Here is a 15,478-nt window from a genome sequence, read left to right as displayed (position 1 = left end):
TTTGGGGGAGGAACAGTGGCGTGGCGCCCTCCCAAAAACCGCTACGAGCACATCCATGTGCGCTTGGCTGTGGCCATCCTTGGCCACAGACATTTTTGGGAGGGCACCACACCCCTGTTCTTCGAACGGTTCAGTAATCGGCTACTGATCATAAGGTTGGCTGAAAGATTTGGCGCGGAGTGTCTTCCGATAACTCCTATTTCTGAAGCTTGGCGGGTGTGGGCCTTTGACAGAATGTCGGCGGCCAAGGATGGCCGACGTCAAGCGCACATGGATGTGCTCGTAGCGGTTCTGGCAAAGGCCTACACCCGCCGAGCCACCCCCGAAACCAGAAGGCTAGGAGCCCAAGCCCGAAGCCCCGCTAGAGCCAAAGGGTTTAACCAGAACAATAAGCCGGGGAAGCAGGGTAAGCGCCCCCACCAGAGCCATGAACATGGCAAACCCGGTGAACAACCCGAAGTAGATGGTCGGGATGAAGTTTGACAGCACCAGTATCGAGAACCCGGAGATGATGGTCAGCGAGGTGAAGAACATGGCCTGGCCGATGCTTCGGTGGCACCGGTGCATGGTGGCGATGTAGTCGCCGTCTTTCTGGAACTCGGTTTTGAACCGATGAATATAGTGGATGGTGTCATCCACGGCGATGCCCACGGTGATGGCCGCCACGGTGATGGTCATCATATCCAGGGGGATGCCCATCCAGCCCATCAGGCCGAGTACGGAGCCTGCGGCGATCAGGTTGGGGGCGATGCCGATCAGGGCCAGTTTTAGCGAGCGGAACAGGATCAGGAACATCGCCATGATGGCGGCGAAGACCACGCCGATGGTTTTGATCTGGGAATCGAACAGGCTTTGCAGCATGTTGTTGTACATCACGGTCATGCCGGCAAAGAGCACCTGGTCTTTCGAGTAGCCCAGTTCCGTGGTCAGGTGTTCGTGGATGCGGTTCAACAGCTCCTGTCGACGCAGTTCCGGCATGGTCTCCAGGATCCGGATGCTGAATCTCGCCTGGTCGTGCTCCTCGGAGATGTAGGGCGTCAGCAGGGTGTCCTGCAGGTCGTCCGGCACGGCCGCCGGTACAAACGCCAGCTCCAGGGCGTCCAGAGGCTCGCCCTGGTTGATTCTGGCGAGGATCTCCAGGGTGGTGTTGATGGACAGTACCTTGCCGGTTTCGGGTAATCCGTCCAGATACTCATGAACGGCTTCCAGTTCCTCCATTTTCTGGTAGGTGTACCAGGTATCCCGGTATTCCTCGCCGGCGCCGCAATCCTCCACAAACGGATCACAGTCGCTGGCAAACGGGTCGCCGCCGTTCGCGCCTTCTGGTGGAGGGTCGTCGGTAATCACTACGTCCAGGGGGGTAGTACCGCCCAGGCGGTTGTCGATGGTGATCATGCCCTGGTGGATTTCGGTGGAGGATTTGAAATAATCGATGAAGCTGTTTTCCACCGTCAGCTTGCTCAGGCCGACCACGCAGAGCACCGCAATCACGCCGGAGCCGACCAGTACCGTTTTGCCGAAGTGCTCCGTGAAGCGGGCAAAGGCATCGGTGAAGGGAACCCGATCAGAGGTTACCCGGCTATCCAGTGGTGGCGGCACCAGGATCAGCAGGGCCGGGAATATGACGAAGGTAATGAGGAAGGCCACCGTCAGCCCCAGGGTCATCATCCAGCCAAAGTCGATGACCGGGCGAATGCCGCTGAAGGTAAGGGACCCGAAGGCGACAATGGTAGTGATGGCCATGTAGAAGCAGGGTTTGATCATCGCCATCACGGTGTTGCGCAGAGTGTCTCTGGGGCTGGCGTCCGGTTCGTCGTGCTGGAATTCCCGGTAGCGTACGATCAGGTGAATGGTGAGCGACAGGGTCATGATCAGCAGCAGGGAAATGAAGTTGGAGGAGATTACCGTCACCGGCCACTGGGCCCACCCCAGAAAGCCAATCATCAGCCAGACCGTAAAGCCGCAGCACAGCAGTGGCACCAGCACCCAGCGCCATTGCCGGAAGATAATGGCCAGGGTGAGTAGCAGAAATGCGAGCACGCCCAGCCCGAAGGTCGAGAGGTCGTTTTCGATAAACCGGATCATGTCCGCCACAATCATGGGCACGCCGCCCAGGTGGATCTCTGCGCCATCCCGGTACTTGTCCAGTATGGAGCGAACGGTGCGGATGGTGGCATCGCGTTCCACACCGAGGGTTTCGGTAAAGTCGATGAACTCCTGCTTTACATGCTCCAGTTCTGCCAGCTCGGCTTCGGAGGCTTCGCCAGCGTCGGCCTTGTCTCTCAGGTCGTTGCGTTTTCTCAGCAACTCGAAATATCGATCCGGCGTGGGCAGGTTGACCTGTATCGCCGTGGTGCGGCCATCTTCACTGATCAGCAGGTTGGGGTAGAGCGGGTTGTTCAGCAGCGCCTCGCGGGCCGTCTCTGGGGCCACACCGTGTTCGTCGAGGGTCTTGATCTCGCTGTCCACGGTGTCCAGCGTCAGATTCGGGCTATGCAGGAGCGGCACATTCAGGATGCTGTTGGTGGAGCCTACTGCGTCCAAACTCTGCAGCTCATCTCGCAACGCGCCCAGCCGGGCGAGGCCCTCTTCCGAGAACAGTTCACCCTCGGGGGTATAGGTGACGATCAGGAAATCATCCGAGGTGGTGAAGCGGCGGTTTACCTGACGGTATTGCTCCAGGGAGCGGTCGTTTTCGAGTACCAGGGATTCGGCAGAGGCATCCAGCCGGAACTCGCCGAATTTGATAGCGGCGAGCGCCAGCAAAACAGCAAAGGCCGAGAGGATGATAAACGGGTGTGGAAAAACCAGGCGATCATACAGGGCGCGAAGACGATTCATGAACAACTACTCTGCCAGTTCAAACGAGTGCAGAGTGTGCCACAAACCTCAGTGAACCGTGACCTTTGACGAGGCTTCTTCCAGGGAATCGATCAGCATTTTCAGGCGTCGGCTCATTTCCGCGCTCTCGGCGAGCTGGGTCACCATGCTCTGGGTGGTTTCGCGAATGCCCTGCACGTTGGCTAGCACGTCGTCGGTGCCAGCGGTCTGTTCCGCGGAAACATTGGCGATTTCCTGGTTGGTATGATCGATTCGACTGACCACCTCGTTGATGGCTTCGAGGGCACGGCGGCCTTCTTCGGATTCCTCGACGCAGCGGGTGGCGTCATCGGAGCTGCCGGTCATCTGGTTTACAGCCGTGTTAATGGCATTGAGAAGTCGGTCGATGGTGCCCTGAATCTGATCAGTGGAGTCCTGAACCCGTTGAGCCAGTTTGCGTACTTCATCAGCCACCACAGCAAACCCTCGGCCCTGTTCGCCGGCCCGAGCGGCCTCGATGGCTGCGTTCAGGGCCAGCAAATTGGTCTGTTCGGCAATACCCCGGATCTCGGTGATGGCGTGGCTGATTTCATGGCTGTTCTCGGCCAGGGCTTCGACGCTGCTGGCGGAGTTGCGCACCACGTCAGCGAGTTTTCGGATGCTGTCGGCGCTCTGGCCGACTTGGGTGCTGCCGTCACGGGCCGCATCGCTTGCTTCGTGGGAGAGGGTCTTGGCAATGCCGGCCTGTTCGGCAATGCCGGTGAAGCTCTGCAGCATGGTTTCGATGACCTCCGCGGACCGGTCGGCGCCTTGCTGTTGACGGCCCAGATCATCCCGGCGGGCTTCGGCAGCCGAAGTGAGTTCTTCAACTTCGCGATGCAGCCGATCGATGGCTTCCTTCATGCTGCGTACTACTGCCACGGTGCGGTCCTGCATGGCATTGAAGGCGCTCGCCATTTCGCCGATTTCGTCGTTGGAGTCCACCACTGCCCTCTGGCTCAGATTGCCCGAGGACTGAACGTCGACCATGGTGTTTTTCAGGCGATTCACGTGGCGCTCGATAAACGAGATCAGCAGTTGGGAGCCGGCCATCTCCAGCACCATGAGTACCGCAACCACCAGCGCAAAGCCGGGCGCTGTATCAGCGAAGACCTGGTCGAAACTCTTGCCGGTCTGCCCCGCAATGGTCTGCATGGCGTAAAGAACCAGCAAACAGAGAACTGCAAAAACGACAATGTTCAGCAACCAGAATTTGTACTTCAGCCGGGCATTTCGCAGCAGTGTCAGCATGAATCGTTCTCAGTCGATGGCCTTCACCGGAATCTGCATGGCATTGGAGGTCTGGGGAACCTCAGGCACGGCGAGGCCAAGATTGTTTTTATCGAATACCTTATCGGCCCGGTAGCTGGAGCGGACCATAGGGCCGGAGGGTACTTCCATGAAGCCCTTCTCCAGGCCGATTTCCCGGTAACGGTTGAATTCTTCCGGAGTGACGTAGCGTTCCACCGGCAGGTGATTCGGGGTGGGGCGCAGGTACTGGCCCAGGGTCAGGATATCCACACCGATGGCGCGCAGGTCGTCCATGGTTTCCAGGATTTCCTCCTCGGTTTCACCCAGGCCCAGCATCAGGCTGGTCTTGGTGAGCACATCCGGGCGGTGCTTTTTGGCATGTTCGAGAACCCGCAGGGTTTTTTCATACCCGGCGCGCGGGTCCCGGACCCGGCTGGTCAGCCGTTTGACGGTTTCCACGTTCTGGGCAAAGACATCCAGCCCGGAATCCACCACCTTCTCAACGTCAGACATGACCGCGTCGAAATCAGGCGTTAGCGCCTCAACGGCGACTTCGGGGGTGCGCTGTTTGATGGCCGAAACGCAGGCGGCATAGTGGGCAGCGCCACCGTCGTCCAGGTCGTCACGGTCTACCGAGGTAAGCACGATGTAGCGAAGGCCCATGAGCTCCACGGACTTGGCCGTGTTCTCCGGCTCTTCATGATCCAGCCAGCCTTTCGGGTTGCCGGTGTCTACCGCGCAGAATTTGCAGGCGCGGGTGCAGACAGACCCCATCACCATGATGGTAGCCGTACCGGCAGTCCAGCACTCACCGATGTTGGGGCAATGGGATTCCTGGCAAACGGTGCTCAACCGGTGCTCAGTGACGTTCTTGCGCACCGCTTCATAGCGTTCACCCCCGGGCATGCGTGCCCTGAGCCATTTTGGCTTCGGCTCTCGCTTTTCCGCGGTTGTGGCTTCCTGCTTCGACGACCGCTTGACGCCATCCTTGATGGCTGAGAAGCCATGTTCATTGCGGAATTTGGAACCACTGGTAATGCGGGTTTTTGCGCTGTCGCTCATTGCAACCGGACTCTCGATTCGGGCATGGGGAACACTAAAGAGTAATGGGCTGGCGGGGGAGTTACAAGACAGATAGGGGCAATCACGGGGGTGCCGGGCACGACATTGGTCGTACCCGGTTGACCCTTATCAAGCCTGGGCTTTGTCCAGGGCCTGACTGATGTCGGCAATGATGTCGTCGACATGTTCGATGCCGATGGACAGACGCACCAGATCCTCGCTCACCCCGGCACTCTTCAGTTCCTCCGGGTTCAGCTGGCGGTGGGTGGTGGTGGCCGGATGGCAGGCCAGGGACTTGGCGTCACCGATGTTCACCAGACGCAGGATCATATCCAGGGCATCAATGAACTTCGCACCGGCTTCCCGGCCACCCTTGATGCCAAAACTCAGGATGCCAGACGCCTTTCCACCACAGATCTTGTCGCAGGTCGCCTTGTAGGGGCTGTTGGCAAGAGTCGCGTAATTCACCCACTCCACAGACGGGTGATCCTGCAGGAAGTTGGCGACTTTCTCCGCGTTCTCGCAGTGACGTTCCATGCGCAGCGCCAGGGTTTCCAGGCCCTGCATGATCAGGAACGCATTAAACGGGGCCAGGGCAGCACCGGTATTACGCAGCGGCACTACGCGGCAGCGGCCGATGAAGGCGGCAGGGCCCAGGGCGTCGGTGTAGACCACGCCGTGGTAGGATGGGTCCGGCTCGTTCAGCATCGGGAATTTGTCGGCGCTGGCTTTCCAGTCGAACTTGCCGGAATCCACTACTACGCCAGCGACGGTAGTGCCGTGGCCACCGATGTACTTGGTGAGCGAGTGGATAACGATGTCGGCACCGTGCTCAATCGGGCGGCACAGGAAGGGGGTGGCTACCGTATTGTCCACCATCAGCGGAATACCGTGCTTGTGGGCGATCTCGGCCCAGCGCTGGATGTCGACCACATTGCCCGCCGGGTTACCGATGGACTCGCAGAACAGGGCGCGGGTGTTTTCATCAATGGCCTTTTCCACGGCATCGAAATCGTCGTGGGCGACCATCTTGCACTCAATGCCCTGGTTCGGCAGCGAGTGGGCAAACAGGTTGTAAGTGCCGCCGTACAGCTGGCTGGTGCTGACGATGTTGTTGCCCACCTTGCAGATAGTCTGCAGGGCATAGGTGATGGCCGCCATGCCAGAAGCTACGGCCAGGGCTCCAACGCCGCCTTCCAGCTCCGCCATCCGCTCTTCCAGAACCGCATTGGTGGGGTTCATGATGCGGGTGTAGATATTGCCCTGAACCTTCAGGTCGAACAGATCGGCACCGTGCTGGGTGTCGTCGAAGGTGTAGGACGTGGTCTGATAAATCGGCGTGGTCGCCGCCCGAGTAGTGGGATCGCTTTTGAAGCCTGCGTGCAGCGCGAGGGTTTCCGGTTTCATGTCAACGGTCCTTGCTGGTGTGTTGTTCTTTATGGGTTTCAGCCCGTGAGTATGCCACAGAGTTTCTTGTGAGAGGATCGTTGGAGCTTGGAAGGAAAAGAATCGGGGTGAGGGGTGGTCCCGAAGCACACTAGTCGTCGCGCTGCCTGCTTTTAGCCTTCAGAAAGTCGCTGATGGATGGATAGAAAAAGATCCCCAGGCAAGCCCAGAAAACGCTGATCGACACGATGGCCGCCTTCACGCTCGCGCCGGCTGCATATTCCGGCCCATCGTGACCGGCCATTCCGTTTGAACGTGACCGCCTGTTCCGGGTGATCGTGACCGCTCATTCCGTTTTATCGTGACCGATTTTGGACATTTTTCCGGAATCGCCGGTCACGATGCCGGAATCATCGGTCACGTTCCTCCGGAATCACTGCCAACACGCTGGAATTCTTCCACTTTATCCGGCATACCCCTTCCTTTTTCTATCACGAGGAAGGGTGGATGCCGGCAGCGAGGATTTCCATGCGACAAATCATCGAGGTCTTGCGCCTCAAGTACGAAGCGGGCCTGAGCCATGAGCGCATTGCACGCGCCTGTGGCCTTTCCAAGGGTGTGGTCGGTAAATACGTCAGCCTGGCCACCGCTCAGGGCATCACCTGGCCGTTGCCGGAAGGCACGGACGAAGCACGGCTGGAAGCCCTGCTGTTCCCGGCCAAGACGCCGCCTGCACGCTTTGCCGAGCCCGACTACTTCCAGGTCCATCAGGAGCTGAAGACCAAGGGCGTCACCCTGCAACTGTTGTGGGCCGAGTACGTGGAGCGCCACGGCGACAAGGCCCGCCGGTACAGTCAGTTCTGCCATCACTACCGGCTCTGGCGCGGCCGGCAGAGGCGCAGCATGCGTCAGGTTCATCGGGCCGGGGAAAAGATTTTTATCGACTACTGCGGCCCCACCGTGCCGGTGGTGGACCGCAGCACCGGTGAGATGCGTAAAGCCCAGGTCTTTGTGGCCGTGCTGGGCGCGTCCAGCTACACCTTCGCCGAGGCCACCTGGAGCCAAAGCCTGCCGGACTGGATCGCCTCCCACCAGCGGATGCTGGCGTTCTACGGTGGGGTGCCGGAACTGCTGGTTCCGGACAATCTCAAGGCAGCGGTCACCAGGACAGACCGATACACGCCCCAGATCAACGAGACCTACGCGGAACTGGCGGCCCATTACCAGACGGCGGTGTTGCCGGCACGTCCCTACAAGCCCAAGGACAAGGCAAAGGCTGAAGCCGCTGTGCTGCTGGTTGAACGCTGGATCCTGGCGCGGTTGCGGCACCGAACGTTCTTCTCATTGGCCGAACTGAACTCGGCGATTGCAGACCTGCTACCGGCACTGAACCAGCGCCCGTTCCAGGGACGCTCCGAGAGCCGCCAGAGCCTGTTCGAAGCGCTGGACCGACACGCGCTGAAGCCACTGCCGGCAACGCCCTACGTCTATGCCGAGTGGCGTAAGGCACGGCCGGGCATCGACTACCACATCGAGATCGACAAACGGCTGTACAGCGTGCCTCACGCTCTCGTGGGCGTGAAGCTGGAAGTACGGGTGACCGACACCGCCGTGGAAGTCATGCACAAGGGCCAGCGGGTGGCGTTGCATCCCCGCCACGGCAAGAACCGCTTCGTCACCCTGACCGAGCACATGCCCAAATCCCACCAGGCCCATCAAAACTGGTCACCGGGCCGGTTCCTGAACTGGGCCGCGGACATCGGCCCCGCCACGCTCGATGTGGTGCAGCAACAGCTTAAGGATCGCCCCCATCCCGAACATGGCTACCGGGCCTGCCTGGGGCTGTTGAACCTGAGTCGACGGTACAGCCGTGACCGGCTGGAGCAAGCCTGTGCCCGGGCGCTGTCCATCAACTCGGCCAGCTACCAGAGCATCACCTCGATCCTGAAGCAGGGCCTGGATCAGCTTCCCCTACCACTGACCGAGGAAGAACCGGAACTGGCCGATCTGCCCGTTCACACCAACGTTCGCGGCCCCCGCTACTACCACTGATCCCGGAGAAACTGATGTTGACTCAAAACACCCTCGATACCCTGCGCCAGCTCAAGTTGACCGGCATGTGCGATGCCCTGGAACAACAACGGGCACAGCCCGACACCCACGACCTGGCGTTTGAGGAACGCCTGGCCTTGCTCATCGACCGGGAGGTGCTGCATCGGGAAAATCGCCGATTAGAGCGGCTGCTGAAGGCGGCCCGGCTGCGGGTGCCGGCCTGCGTGGAAGACATCGATTACCGACATCCACGGGGGCTGGAACGCTCCCGCATGGCGGGCCTGGCCAGCTGTGACTGGATCCGCCAATCCCTGAACCTGTGCATCACCGGCCCGACCGGTTGCGGCAAGACCTGGCTGGCGTGCGCCCTGGGCAACCAGGCCTGCCGGCAGGGGCTCTCGGTTCGCTACCTGCGAGTACCGCGCCTGTTCGAACAACTGCGCATCGCCCACGGCGATGGCAGCTACGCACGGCTGATGAACCAGTTGCTGAAGACCGACCTGCTGATCCTGGACGACTGGGGTATGCAGAAGGTCACGGCGCAACAACGGCAAGACCTGATGGAGGTGATCGAAGACCGGCACGGGCGAGGCTCAACGCTCATCGCCAGCCAGTTACCAACCGAACACTGGCACGACTACATCGGCTCCGCCACGCTCGCCGACGCCATCCTGGATCGGCTCCTGCACGGCGCTCATCGACTCAATCTGAAGGGGGAATCACTGCGAAAAGCGAAAACACAAAAGACGGAACCGGTTGACCCATCGTGACCGCTCAGAGTACAAAATCGACTCCAGCGTGATGGCCGTGTGCAAATCGGTCACGATCCCCGGAATGACCGGTCACGTTCGCCGGAATACGCACCGGCGAAGCCAAGGGCAATGGGAACCAGTATAACGGCCAGGAACACCGTAAGTGCATGGCGAGACTTCATGATGCGATACAGCCTTGAAACGCATTGGGGCGAAGTCTCTATCTTATCCGACTCTCGGCCCCGGGATTGTCAAAGTTTGTTTAAGTGGCGTTGGGTTTCTTGGCGTCCGTGTCAGGAAATATGGTGCCGTAACACCAGGTGAATACGAACGCATGCACCAGATAGAACACCACGAATGCAACATCCAATGTCCGCGCACAAAAGACCATGAATTTCGACAGTCAAAGCCCGTTTAATGACGCAGAACATGAAAAAATGGCCAGAAAATGGGCAATTTGTCTGTTTGATCACTATCCTTGTGCGTAGTGGTGATCTGTCTACCATTGAATGACAGCGTTTTAGCGACTTGATGCAGTCAAAAAGCACGTACCGGAACCGCGTGCTTCGGAGGTGGAAACATGGATCGGCTTCTTTCACCCAAACTTATCCAGTTTGTTTGGTTGTCCTTATTTTCCCTATCCCTGTTTGCTGACTCGAAACGCCCCCATGTCATTGGGGTTTTCGAAGGTATCGATAGGGAAATAGCTGTTGAAGATGGCGAGCTCGTGGGACGGTTTGCGCCTTATTATCAGTGTGTTTTTAGCCGAGTGCAGGGCGATTTCCAATTCGTTGAAATGCCATTGGCCCAGATGCTTTACCGCTTGGAGAAAGGTGGTATTTCTGCTGGTTTGCCGATGGTTCAGACGGCCGAGCGGGATGAATACGCTGATTTTGGTGGGCTGCTGTTCCAGACGGAGTACGTCTATCTGTTGCTTCAGGATTTACCTCCCCTCGATAGTCTGAGTGGCCTCAGGTTCGCCTTTGTCCGGCAGTTCGTTGGAGACAAGCTCTTGAGAGGCGCTGATCCCCAGGTGATTCATGTCTCTGACTGGGGGCAGGCCGTGGAGATGCTCAAGCGTGGTCGTGTGGATGTTGTTGTTCTCCCCTGGGTTCTCATCGACACCTATATAAAGGGGTATGACAAGCCATACTTCGATAGGACCGCCGCCTGGGTGGACCTCTCTATGTATATTTCACATCGATTGGACGATAGTGATTTGACGGAAGATCTCCGAAAGGCAATCAGAAAATGCCGGTTTATTGCGGAGCAGAACCAGGGAGGCTGGGATATTCCTGTCAGACGTCAGGATCTGAAAAATTGACCATGATGCAGTCAAATAGATGAGCGCAGTGCCGATACGACAGCTACCATGAAGAGAGCGTTTTAAGCTAAGGATTAGTTAACTTTCACCGTTGTTCGCTTGAATGCTTTGGATAGTGCGCACTGTATTCGCACGATTGGGAGGGAGGCATGCGAAGGCTGGTATTGCCCAAGCTTCTGAATTTCTTTTTATTTCTGTTTTTTTCTCTATCCCTGTCCGCCGATTCAAAACGCCACCACATTGTGGGAGTCTTTGCCGATATAGAGCGCGAAATTTCGGTAGAAAATGGAAGGCTCGTGGGTCGTTTTGCGCCTTACTACCGGTGTGTTTTTAGCCGCGTAGATGGGGAATTCAAATTCGTTAACATGCCACTGGCCCAGATACTTCGACAGCTGGAAAAGGGTGGTATTTCGATTGGATTGCCGTTAATTCAAACGGTAGAAAGGGACCAGTATGCGGACTTTGGTGGTCCGTTGTTCCAACTGGAATATGTGTATCTCATGGTTCAGGATTTGCCGCCTTTGGAGAGCATGACGGGCCTCAGGTTTGGATTTGTCCGAAAATTTGCTGGTCTGGATCTTTTAAAAGGCGATAGCCCTAACGTGATACATGTCTCTGATTGGGCGCAGGCGGTCGAAATGCTAAGGCTCGGTCGTGTGGATGTCGTGGTTCTACCTTGGATGATGCTGGATCTCTATCTCGAAGGTTATGGCGGGCCACATTATGAACGGACCGCCGCCTGGATAGATTTATCCATGTATATTTCCCACAAAGTGAAGGATAGCCGGCTCAAGGACGACTTCAGGGATGCAATACGAGCCTGTCGCTTGATTGGCGAGAAGAGTCATGATGCCTGGGATATCCCCGGGAGACAGCGAGATCCGGAAGGCTGACTTGGCGTCGATGGGTTGTCTGCCGACCTTTCAGGCATTAAAAAAGCCCGACTCTCGCGAGCCGGGCTTTCTAAATACTGGTAGCAAGGGGCGGAGTCGAACCGCCGACCCCAGCATTATGAGTGCTGTGCTCTAACCAACTGAGCTACCTTGCCATTTCGCTTTGGGTATCGCCCCAAACGAGGCGCGTATTTTCAGTAAATGGGCCCTTCCTGTCAAGGCTTGGGCGCAGTTTTTCCTGAAAAATTACACGTTGAAGCGGAAGTGGATAACGTCGCCGTCTTTGACGACGTAGTCCTTGCCTTCCAGACGCCATTTGCCGGCATCCTTGGCCCCGGCTTCACCGTTGTACTGAACGAAATCGTCGTAGCTCACTACTTCTGCCCGAATGAACCCGCGTTCAAAGTCGGTGTGGATTACACCGGCTGCCTGGGGCGCTGTGGCGCCGATTTTCACGGTCCAGGCGCGGACTTCCTTTACCCCGGCGGTAAAGTAGGTCTGCAGGCCCAGCAGGCCGTAGCCGCCGCGAATTACGCGATCCAGGCCAGGCTCTTCCATGCCCATCTCCTCCAGGAACATGGATTTTTCATCGTCTTCCAGTTCGGAGATTTCGGCTTCGATCTTGTTGCAGATGGGCACAACCACGGCATTTTCCGACTCGGCGATCTTGCGCACCGTGTCCAGATGCGGGTTGTTCTCAAACCCGTCTTCGCTGACGTTGGCAATGTACATGGTGGGCTTCACGGTCAGCAGGCAGAGCTCCCGGATCAGCGCCATCTGGTCCTTGTCGAGGTTCATGCTGCGCACCGGCTTACCCTCGTTGAGCACGGGCAGCAGTTTCTCGAACATCTCCAGCTGGGCCTTGGCTTCTTTATCACCGCTCTTGGCGACGCGCTGAACCCGCTTGATGGCCTTTTCGACGGTTTCCAGGTCGGCCAGGGCCAGTTCGGTGTTGATCACCTCGATGTCGGAGGCTGGGTCTACCTTGTTGGCCACATGAATGACGTTGCCGTCTTCAAAGCAGCGGACCACGTGAGCGATGGCATCGGTCTGGCGGATATTGGCCAGGAACTGGTTGCCCAGGCCCTCGCCCTTGGACGCGCCTGCGACCAGGCCGGCGATGTCGACGAATTCCATGGTGGTAGGCACGACCCGCTCCGGCTTTACGATCTCCGCCAGCTTGTTGAGGCGCGGATCAGGCATGGCGACAACGCCAGCGTTGGGCTCGATGGTGCAGAACGGGAAGTTCTCCGCGCCAATACCCGATTTGGTCAGTGCGTTGAACAGGGTGGATTTGCCGACATTGGGAAGGCCGACGATGCCGCAGTTAAATCCCATGGAGTGCCTCTGCTGGTACTGGAAAATTTGGGCGGATTATACCGGTTTGAAGCTGTGCAGGCGATTCATGGCGGCTGGTAGTTTGCCGCTGGCTGCATTCGGTAATACCCGCATGACTTCGTCGATTATGGCGTTTAGTTCCTCGGTTTCCTGTTTGCCCAGGCGGCCGAGTACGTAGCCTGTAACCCTGCGGCTGTCGCCGGGGTGGCCAATGCCGATACGCAGTCTCTGAAAATCGTTGGTGCCCAGGTGGGCGATGGTGTCACGTAATCCGTTATGTCCGCCGTGGCCACCACCTTTTTTCAATTTGGCGGTACCCGGTGGCAGGTCGAGCTCGTCGTGGGCAATCAGGATCTGTTGGGGCTGAATCTTGAAGAAGTCTGCCAGCGCCTTGATGGCCAGGCCGCTGCGATTCATGAAGGTCGTAGGATTCAGGAGGTGCAGGTCCAGGCCCTGCCATTGAATGCGGGCGTAGAGCCCGTGGTATTTCTTTTCGGGGCGGAGCGTCTGGCCCGCACTGCGGGCCAGAGCTTCGACGAAAAGGGCGCCGGCGTTGTGGCGGGTATTCTCGTAGTCAGCGCCGGGATTTCCCAGTCCAACCACCATGACAATATCCTGCGCCATTCGCCATTGCCCTCCTCAAGCCAGGAGTGATTACTCCTTGTCTTCGCCGCTTTCTTCGCCTTCTTCGCCGTCTTCGGCTTCGTCATCAACCTTGGCGCCACGCGGCTTGTGGATAGCCACAACCGGCAGGTCGTGATCTTCACCCTGGAGCAGGGCGGCGATCTTGACGTCTTTCGGCAGCTTCAGGTCGCTCAGGTGAACTACCTGGTCCATCTCGACAGTGGTCATGTCCACTTCGATGAACTCGGGCAGGTTCTGCGGCAGACAGATCACTTCAACTTCGTTGATCTGGTGGTTCGCTACGCCGCCGTGGAGCTTGATAGCCGGTGCGGTATCTTCGTTGATGAAGTGCAGCGGTACGTTGACGTGGATCTCGTGGTCCTTGTCAACGCGCAGGAAGTCAGCGTGGGTCAGGATCGGCTTGTACGGGTGACGCTGCAGATCCTTCAGGATTACGCTTTCTTTCTTGCCACCGAGCTCGATGGTCAGGATGTGAGAGAAGAAGGCTTCGTTTTCCAGGGCCTTTTTCAGCTCGTTGTGCCAGATGGCAACCGGAGTAGCGTCTTTTCCGCCACCATAGATGATGGCCGGAATTTTACGCTCCTCACGACGCAGGCGGCGGCTCGCACCTCTCCCCTGATCGTCGCGAGGAAATGCTTCTATAACAAATTCCTGAGACATGGTAATAACCTCATTCGTCACCTGAACTGCCCGCGACCAGGCGTTGGATCAGGTGATGTTTCTGAAAAGCCGGATTTTTCCGGCTGACTAAAAGAGTCGGGAGCCTGTGTAGGCTCCCGACCCGGTAACTGCTTGTAATGCCTTGATATTACGACCGTCAGGTCACTCAGGCATTCTCGAACATGGCGCTGATGGACTCTTCGTTGCTTACGCGGCGAATAGACTCCGCGAGCAGCCCGGCCATTCCGAGGACGCGGATTCTATCACAATTATGTGCTTTGTCACCCAGCGGGATGGTGTCGCAGACTACCAGTTCGTCCAGCTGAGAGGCATTGATGTTATCAATGGCCGGGCCGGAGAGAACCGGGTGGGTGATGTAGGCAACCACGCGGGCCGCGCCGTGCTCTTTCAGGGCGTTGGCGGCTTTGCACAGAGTGCCGGCGGTGTCGATGATGTCGTCTACCAGAATACAGGTCTTGTCTTTGACATCACCTATGATGTGCATGACCTGGGAAACGTTCGCTTTCGGGCGGCGCTTGTCGATGATCGCGAGATCGGCGTCGTCCAGACGCTTGGCCACGGCACGGGCACGGACCACGCCGCCAACGTCCGGAGATACCACTACGAAGTTCTCGAAGCGCTGCTTGAAGATGTCTTCGAGCATGACCGGCGTGGCGTAAATGTTGTCCACCGGAATATCGAAGAAGCCCTGGATCTGATCAGCGTGCAGGTCGACGGTCAGAACCCGGTCCACGCCGATGCTGGAAATCATGTCGGCTACTACCTTGGCGCTGATGGCAACACGGGTAGAGCGTACCCGACGATCCTGGCGCGCATATCCGTAGTAGGGGATAACGGCGGTGACTCGTGTAGCGGAAGCACGGCGAAGTGCGTCGGCCATCACGATCAGTTCCATCAGGTTATCGTTGGTGGGGTAGCAGGTCGGCTGGATGATGAACACATCATGGCCGCGGACATTCTCATTGATCTCGACGGTGGTTTCCCCGTCGCTGAAACGGCCTACAGTAGCCTGACCCATGGGAATGTGGAGTTTGCGGGCAATCGCCTGAGCCAGTTCAGGGTTGGCGTTACCAGCGAAGATCATCAGTTTGGACACGACGGCATCCTTCTCAGTATCGGCGTTTGATTCAGAAGAAGCGGGAGAAAGGTGGCTGGGGTGGCAGGATTCGAACCTGCGCATGACGGGATCAAAACCCGTTGCCTTACCACTTGGCGACACCCCAGTATCGTGCTTT

General features: G+C 57.9%; 12 protein-coding genes and 2 tRNA genes. 4 read left to right on the top strand and 10 right to left on the bottom strand.

Annotated features, from left to right (window positions below; genetic code table 11):
* Window positions 1–336: 336 nt before the first annotated feature.
* The 4 genes from ABNF92_RS06100 to ABNF92_RS06085 form a co-directional block, all read right to left on the bottom strand.
* Complete coding sequence (locus ABNF92_RS06100; protein ID WP_349343730.1) at window positions 337–2,841, bottom strand: MMPL family transporter; 2,505 nt, start codon at window positions 2,839–2,841, stop codon at window positions 337–339.
* Window positions 2,842–2,889: 48 nt separating this feature from the next.
* Window positions 2,890–4,110: a methyl-accepting chemotaxis protein gene (locus tag ABNF92_RS06095; RefSeq protein WP_349343729.1), complete on the bottom strand. Its 1,221-nt coding sequence runs from the start codon at window positions 4,108–4,110 to the stop codon at window positions 2,890–2,892.
* 9 nt (window positions 4,111–4,119) lie between these two features.
* Window positions 4,120–5,172 (bottom strand): lipoyl synthase, encoded by a 1,053-nt coding sequence (gene lipA, locus ABNF92_RS06090; RefSeq protein WP_222466233.1) that lies wholly within the window; start codon window positions 5,170–5,172, stop codon window positions 4,120–4,122.
* A gap of 129 nt (window positions 5,173–5,301) precedes the next feature.
* Window positions 5,302–6,579, bottom strand: coding sequence for an aminotransferase class I/II-fold pyridoxal phosphate-dependent enzyme (locus ABNF92_RS06085; protein ID WP_222466234.1), 1,278 nt, complete (start codon window positions 6,577–6,579; stop codon window positions 5,302–5,304).
* Between the two features lie 486 nt (window positions 6,580–7,065).
* Here ABNF92_RS06085 and istA point away from each other — a divergent pair, with 486 nt between their 5' ends.
* The 4 genes from istA (at window position 7,066) to ABNF92_RS06065 (ending at window position 11,579) form a co-directional block, all read left to right on the top strand.
* Window positions 7,066–8,610, top strand: a complete 1,545-nt coding sequence (istA, locus tag ABNF92_RS06080) for an IS21 family transposase (protein WP_349343554.1) — start codon at window positions 7,066–7,068, stop codon at window positions 8,608–8,610.
* 14 nt (window positions 8,611–8,624) lie between these two features.
* Window positions 8,625–9,380: an IS21-like element helper ATPase IstB gene (gene istB, locus ABNF92_RS06075; protein WP_349343555.1), complete on the top strand. Its 756-nt coding sequence runs from the start codon at window positions 8,625–8,627 to the stop codon at window positions 9,378–9,380.
* Between the two features lie 562 nt (window positions 9,381–9,942).
* Window positions 9,943–10,686, top strand: coding sequence for a transporter substrate-binding domain-containing protein (locus ABNF92_RS06070; RefSeq protein ID WP_349343728.1), 744 nt, complete (start codon window positions 9,943–9,945; stop codon window positions 10,684–10,686).
* 149 nt (window positions 10,687–10,835) lie between these two features.
* Entirely contained in the window at window positions 10,836–11,579 is a 744-nt protein-coding gene (locus ABNF92_RS06065) for a transporter substrate-binding domain-containing protein (protein ID WP_349343727.1), read from the top strand.
* A 78-nt stretch (window positions 11,580–11,657) separates the two neighbouring features.
* On the opposite strand, the gene ABNF92_RS06060 is transcribed toward ABNF92_RS06065, so the two are convergent.
* From ABNF92_RS06060 to ABNF92_RS06035, 6 genes are all read right to left on the bottom strand, one after another.
* A tRNA-Met gene (locus tag ABNF92_RS06060) sits at window positions 11,658–11,734 on the bottom strand.
* Window positions 11,735–11,825: 91 nt separating this feature from the next.
* Window positions 11,826–12,917 carry a redox-regulated ATPase YchF gene (gene ychF / locus ABNF92_RS06055; RefSeq protein WP_305966632.1) on the bottom strand — a complete coding sequence of 364 codons (1,092 nt, stop codon included), beginning with the start codon at window positions 12,915–12,917 and terminating at the stop codon, window positions 11,826–11,828.
* 36 nt (window positions 12,918–12,953) lie between these two features.
* Entirely contained in the window at window positions 12,954–13,541 is a 588-nt protein-coding gene (gene pth, locus ABNF92_RS06050) for an aminoacyl-tRNA hydrolase (RefSeq protein WP_349343726.1), read from the bottom strand.
* A 30-nt stretch (window positions 13,542–13,571) separates the two neighbouring features.
* On the bottom strand, window positions 13,572–14,222 hold the full coding sequence (locus tag ABNF92_RS06045) for a 50S ribosomal protein L25/general stress protein Ctc (RefSeq protein ID WP_136630231.1): 651 nt from the start codon (window positions 14,220–14,222) through the stop codon (window positions 13,572–13,574).
* A 166-nt stretch (window positions 14,223–14,388) separates the two neighbouring features.
* Window positions 14,389–15,339 (bottom strand): ribose-phosphate diphosphokinase, encoded by a 951-nt coding sequence (locus ABNF92_RS06040; protein ID WP_008176348.1) that lies wholly within the window; start codon window positions 15,337–15,339, stop codon window positions 14,389–14,391.
* A gap of 52 nt (window positions 15,340–15,391) precedes the next feature.
* Window positions 15,392–15,466: transfer RNA gene (locus tag ABNF92_RS06035), tRNA-Gln, on the bottom strand.
* Window positions 15,467–15,478 lie beyond the last annotated feature (12 nt).

It is taken from the genome of Marinobacter sp. MMG032, assembly GCF_040112695.1.
Classification (GTDB): Bacteria; Pseudomonadota; Gammaproteobacteria; order Pseudomonadales; family Oleiphilaceae; genus Marinobacter; species Marinobacter salsuginis.
This window is presented reverse-complemented; position numbering and strand designations above follow the sequence as displayed.

Excerpts from the sequence above, each read along its gene's own strand:
- ABNF92_RS06100 (WP_349343730.1), bottom strand. The coding sequence starts at position 2,841 with ATGAATCGTCTTCGCGCCCTGTATGATCGCCTGGTTTTTCCACACCCG.
- ychF (WP_305966632.1), bottom strand. The coding sequence starts at position 12,917 with ATGGGATTTAACTGCGGCATCGTCGGCCTTCCCAATGTCGGCAAATCC.
- pth (WP_349343726.1), bottom strand. The coding sequence starts at position 13,541 with ATGGCGCAGGATATTGTCATGGTGGTTGGACTGGGAAATCCCGGCGCT.
- istA (WP_349343554.1), top strand. The coding sequence starts at position 7,066 with ATGCCGGCAGCGAGGATTTCCATGCGACAAATCATCGAGGTCTTGCGC.
- lipA (WP_222466233.1), bottom strand. The coding sequence starts at position 5,172 with ATGAGCGACAGCGCAAAAACCCGCATTACCAGTGGTTCCAAATTCCGC.
- ABNF92_RS06045 (WP_136630231.1), bottom strand. The coding sequence starts at position 14,222 with ATGTCTCAGGAATTTGTTATAGAAGCATTTCCTCGCGACGATCAGGGG.
- istB (WP_349343555.1), top strand. The coding sequence starts at position 8,625 with ATGTTGACTCAAAACACCCTCGATACCCTGCGCCAGCTCAAGTTGACC.
- ABNF92_RS06065 (WP_349343727.1), top strand. The coding sequence starts at position 10,836 with ATGCGAAGGCTGGTATTGCCCAAGCTTCTGAATTTCTTTTTATTTCTG.
- ABNF92_RS06095 (WP_349343729.1), bottom strand. The coding sequence starts at position 4,110 with ATGCTGACACTGCTGCGAAATGCCCGGCTGAAGTACAAATTCTGGTTG.
- ABNF92_RS06085 (WP_222466234.1), bottom strand. The coding sequence starts at position 6,579 with ATGAAACCGGAAACCCTCGCGCTGCACGCAGGCTTCAAAAGCGATCCC.
- ABNF92_RS06070 (WP_349343728.1), top strand. The coding sequence starts at position 9,943 with ATGGATCGGCTTCTTTCACCCAAACTTATCCAGTTTGTTTGGTTGTCC.